The 5,075-nt window shown below is 51.2% G+C and carries 5 protein-coding genes and 1 pseudogene; 4 read left to right on the forward strand and 2 right to left on the reverse strand.

The genetic code is table 11. The features are described 5' to 3' along the window. Positions 1–131, forward strand: a pseudogene (locus tag ACJHVI_RS09340) (IS5/IS1182 family transposase); the annotation flags it as partial. Positions 132–273: 142 nt separating this feature from the next. Here ACJHVI_RS09340 and ACJHVI_RS09345 read toward each other — a convergent pair. Together ACJHVI_RS09345 and pyrB are read right to left on the reverse strand one after the other, a co-directional pair. After that, the gene (locus tag ACJHVI_RS09345; protein WP_483184459.1) at positions 274–612 is read right to left on the reverse strand and encodes a P-II family nitrogen regulator; all 339 of its coding nucleotides are present in this window, start codon (positions 610–612) and stop codon (positions 274–276) included. A 10-nt stretch (positions 613–622) separates the two neighbouring features. Then, entirely contained in the window at positions 623–1,669 is a 1,047-nt protein-coding gene (gene pyrB, locus ACJHVI_RS09350; protein WP_483184460.1) for an aspartate carbamoyltransferase, read from the reverse strand. A 62-nt stretch (positions 1,670–1,731) separates the two neighbouring features. On the opposite strand from pyrB, the gene dtd reads away from it, so the two are divergent. The 3 genes from dtd to ACJHVI_RS09365 are packed head-to-tail and all read left to right on the forward strand — an operon-like array spanning position 1,732 to position 4,250. Continuing rightward, positions 1,732–2,175, forward strand: coding sequence for a D-aminoacyl-tRNA deacylase (gene dtd / locus ACJHVI_RS09355; RefSeq protein ID WP_483184463.1), 444 nt, complete (start codon positions 1,732–1,734; stop codon positions 2,173–2,175). After that, positions 2,172–2,747, forward strand: a complete 576-nt coding sequence (locus tag ACJHVI_RS09360; RefSeq protein ID WP_483184461.1) for a Maf family protein — start codon at positions 2,172–2,174, stop codon at positions 2,745–2,747. Before dtd ends, ACJHVI_RS09360 begins: the two co-directional genes overlap by 4 nt. Before the next feature lie 9 nt (positions 2,748–2,756). Further along, entirely contained in the window at positions 2,757–4,250 is a 1,494-nt protein-coding gene (locus tag ACJHVI_RS09365) for an Rne/Rng family ribonuclease (RefSeq protein WP_483184462.1), read from the forward strand. The last annotated feature ends 825 nt before the right edge of the window (positions 4,251–5,075 follow it).

The following is a 5,075-nucleotide window of genomic DNA, read 5'->3' on the forward strand; positions in this document are numbered from 1 at the left end:
GGCGCCATTTGGTAGAAAATTTTTTCTGTGATTTAAAGGAGTTTAAGAAGATAGCCATGCGTTCGGAGAAAACAGACAGCTCCTTTGCAGCAAACATTTACCTCGCTGCAACCATTATGACCTTAAGATGATTGTCAACAGCCCCTAGAGATAAGGCGTGTTCGGGCTTTTATGCACGACAGCCATTTTTGTGTTTTGCTTCGGTCTTAGGTTTGACAAATCTTCATCATCAGTCTAAGCCTGCCTCCTGTCGATACCGCCTGAGACGCGCTGCTAGATGGCGTCTTCGTCCATTTCTCCGGTGCGGATGCGGATAACGCGGCTAAGCGGCGTAACAAAGATTTTGCCGTCGCCGATTTTGCCGGAGTTCGCCGCTTGGCGGATGGTTTGTATGACTTCTTCGCAGGCTTCTTCGCTGACGGCGATTTCCAGTTTTAATTTGGGCAGGAAGTCCACGATGTATTCCGCGCCGCGATAGAGTTCGGTATGTCCTCTTTGGCGCCCAAAGCCTTTGACTTCGGTTACGGTGATGCCATGCACGCCGATTTCGGAGAGGGCTTCGTGCACGTCGTCGAGTTTGAAGGGTTTGATGATGGCGGTAATCATGTACATGGTTTTGTCCTTAGTCGAAAGTGTAAAAATCGGCGTCGTGGTCGGAGAGTCTTGCTGGGCGGTAGAGTGTGAGCGGTGCGAAGTGTTCTTCTAATCTGTCCGCCACGCCGAGGATGGCGGCGAAAATCGCCATGCGCATGGTAACGCCATTGTCCGCTTGACGGAAGATGGCAAGTTGCGGCAGGCGGTCGAGGTCGGTGGCTAAATCAAATGCGCCTTCGCGGCTGTCGCGCGGCAGGGGGTGCATGATGACGGTGTCGAGCTGGGCGTGTCGAGCGATGGCGGCGGCATTGAGGCGGAATTGTTCGCCGTAGCCTTCCATTTCTTCGCCGCCTTGTATGCGTTCGCGCTGTATGCGGGTGGCGTAGATAACGTCGCTATGCGGCAGTCCTGCCGCCAAGCTGTCGCATTCGCGTACTTCATGTCCGCGCGTTTTAAGCAGGGCGATTAAGGATGCCGGTGCGCGCAGATTATCCAGCGCGATAAAGCGGAATTTGATGTTATTAAACAGAGAAAGCAGTTTGCAGAGCGAATGGATGGTGCGCCCGTGTTTCAAATCGCCGACCATGGCGATGCTCATGCCGTCTATGCTTTTGTCCAGCCGTTCGAATTCTTTGCTGATGGTGTAGTAGTCCAGCAGGGCTTGCGAGGGATGTTCGCCGGCGCCGTCGCCGGCATTGATGACCGGTACATTGATTGGGGCGGCAAATTGCGCGACCGAACCTTCTTCGGGGTGGCGCATGGCGATGATATCGGCATAGCCGGCGATGACGCGGGCGGTGTCTTCTAGGGATTCGCCTTTGGAGAGCGAAGAGAAGGTAAAGCCCGTGGTATCGACAACGGCGCCGCCCAAGCGGGCGAAGGCGGTGTGAAAGCTCATACGGGTGCGGGTGCTGGCTTCAAAGAAGAGATTGGCAAGCACCGCGCCTTGCAGCACGTCGCAGCGCATTTGGCGTTTGGCGACCGGTTCGAGGCGTTTGGCAATTGCCAGCAATTCTTCAAGTTCTGCGCGGTTGAGGCTGTCGATGGACAGCAGATGGCGGCCGATAAGCGACATGGGGAGGCTCCTGTGTGAATTCTGCGCTATTATGCCATTTTTATTTGAATGTTGAGCGTGTGATGATTGGATTGGTGCAGCGTGTGCGGCAGGCTTCCGTGACGGTCGATGGGCGGGAAATTGCCGCTATCGGACAGGGAATATTGGTTTTGGTCGGCATAGAAAAGCAGGATGGCTGGGCACAGGCGGAAAAATTGGCGCAGAAAGTGCTCAATTACCGCTTGTTTAGCGACAGCGAAGGCAAAATGAATTTGAATGTGGGGCAGATTGGCGGCGAAGTGCTGCTGGTATCGCAATTTACTTTGGCGGCGAATACGAGCAAGGGCAATCGTGCAGGTTTTGACCCTGCCATGGCACCGGCATTGGCGGAACTGTTGTTTGCGCGTTTTTGCGATTATGTGCGCAGCCTGCATCCTGCCACGCAAACGGGACAATTCGGCGCGGATATGCAGGTGGCATTAATCAATGACGGTCCGGTGACTTTTTCTTTGCAGGTGTCGCCATGAGTATCATTTTAGCTTCTGCCTCGCCGCGGCGCAGTGCCTTACTGCGGCAAGTCGGCATTGCGCATCGCATTGTCGTCGCCGATATTGATGAAAGTCCCTTGCCGCAAGAAAGCCCTTTGCAAACGGTAGAGCGTCTGGCGCAGGAAAAAGCGGCGGCGGTGGCACGCCAATATCCCGAACAATGGGTCTTGGCGGCGGATACCATCGGTATTCTGGAAGGACAATTGCTGGGCAAACCGCGTGATGCGGCGCAGGCGCTTGCCATGCTGAGCGCTATGAACGGACGCATGCACCAAGTCGCCACCGCTGTAACAATACAAAAAGGCGCGCAATGCTTGAGCGAAACCCATATCGCACGCGTTTATATGCGCCATTCCTCCGCTGCTCTATTGCAAGCCTATGTGGATGGCGGCGAAGGTGCAGACAAGGCGGGAGCCTATGCGATTCAAGGGCAGGGAGCGGTATTGGTGGAGAAAATCGAGGGCGATTTTTATACTGTGGTCGGTTTGCCGATTGCTGCGGTTTGTGCCACACTGCACACCTTTGGCATTATGCCCTTCGCCCGCCCATAAGGATTTTGCATGAACTCGCTGATTCCCATCACTTTACCGCCGCCACCGCCTGATGTAAGCGTGGAAATTCTCATCAATCATACCGCTTATGAAACGCGCGTAGCGATTATGGAAGACGGCGTATTGCAGGATGTGATGGTGGAGCGCGAGCGGCGGCGCGGCATCGTGGGCAATATTTACAAAGGCAAAGTACAGCGCGTTTTGCCGGGCATGGACGCGGCATTTATCGATATCGGTATGGAACGCGCCGGCTTTTTGCATATGAAAAACATCGTACGCAACGGCGCGCAAGCCGAGGCGCAGCGCATTAGCGATTTGCTTTACGAAGGGCAAAGCCTGCTGGTGCAAGTGCTGAAAGACCCTATCGGCACCAAAGGCGCGCGCTTGACCACCGAAATTTCCATTCCCTCGCGCTTTTTAGTCTATCTGCCCAATGCCGATGATATCGGCGTATCGATTAAAATCGCCTCTAAAGCGCAGCGGCGGAACCTGCGTGATTTAATGCTGGGCTTTCATCAGGGGCAGCAGGGCGGATTTATCGTGCGCACCGCCATCGAAAGCGCCGATATCTGGGCGATGCGCGCCGATATGCAATATCTGCACCGCGTTTGGGAAGCGATTTTAGATACCTACCGCAATGCCAAATCCGGCGCACTGATTTACGGCGATTTGCCGCTGTATCAAAAAGTGCTGCGCGATTATGTCTCGCCGAACGTTATCCGCGTAACCGTTGACGATGCCATTGCTTATAGCCACATGGCGCAATTTGCCGGCAATTTCCTTGTGGAAATGGCGGATCGCCTGAATTTTTACGACAGCGACCGCAGCCTCTTTGAACGCTACGGCATTGAAGAAGAAATCGAAAAATCCCTAGACCGCCATGTCGCCCTCAAATCGGGCGGCTATCTGATTATCGACCAAACCGAAGCCATGACCACCATTGATGTGAACACCGGCGGCTTTGTCGGCAAACTCTCGCAGGAAGACACCATCTACAAAACCAATCTTGAGGCGGCGAAAGCCATTGCACGCCAACTGCGCCTGCGCAATCTCGGTGGCATTATCATGATTGATTTCATCGACATGAATGACAGCCAGCATCAGCAAGGCGTGATGGAAGCCTTACTCTCGGCGCTGGGCAAAGACAAAAGCAAATACACCATCAGCCCCATCTCGCCGCTGGGCATCATCGAAATGACTCGCAAACGCACGCGCGAAAGTCTGCGCCAAGTCATGTGCGAACCCTGCCCAAGCTGCGGCGGACGCGGCTATGTGAAAACCATCGAAACCCAAGTCTATGAACTCTTTCGTGATTTGATGCGAGAAGTACGCGAATACGCGCCCAAACAGCTAACCGTCATTGCCGCCCCCGCCTTTATTGACTTCATCCGCGAAGAAGAATCGCTGACCTTCTCGGATTTGCAAATCCTGCTCAAAACCCCAATCCGCCTGCAAAGCGATCCCAGTTACGACAAAGGGCAATACGATATTGCGGTGTCTTAGAGGGTTATAGTCGGAGAAGTGGAATTTATACTTGGCACCAGACTGCAAAACTACTCTGTTGGACTATAGCTAATCGTAATTTAATCAATTGTTTTCGCAAAATAAAAATGTCGGATACTATAATCGGAGAAGTGAAAAAGTAGTACAAGGCGGCGAGCCGCAGACAGTACAAGAGCGTACGGCAAGGCGAGCCAACGCTGTAATACTTTTTGATTTCTTTGACTATAGACTGAAAGCACAGAAAATGTTGTCTGAAAAATTGGCATTTTTCCGCTGCGATAAAAACCGACTCGAATCGGATTCTTGAATCCGATAAACTCATAATTTAATCAATTGTTTTTACGAGATAAAATTTCCGATGTAGGTCAAATTCTTAAATCCGACAAATCCATGATTTAAGCCAATGTTTTTAATCATAAAATGTCGGATAAGGTATCCGACTTATCCGACTGAAAAATGATTAATTTTGTCTTGAATTGTCATGTTATAGTCAAGGAATTCAAAAAGAGTTACAATTTAAACACATCTCGCCGTACTCTCTGCGCTACCTGTTAGCAGCATTACTGTACCACTTTTTCATTTCTTTGACTATATAGTCGAAGAACTGAAAAAGTGACACAAAATATCAAGCTGCGAGCATTATAGAGAGTACAGCAAAATGAATCAAAACTGTAACTCTTTTTGAGGGCAAAGGGACATTTTAGGTGCTAAAAAGTTTGAAAAGCCTTATTCTGTAAGGCTTTTAGCGAGGTCAAAAGCTTTGAACACAAAAAATGCTTTTTCTGTGGCTCAAAACAGGTCAAAAAAGATGGCAGACAAAATCAT

The sequence above is a fragment of the Suttonella sp. genome, assembly GCF_056855035.1.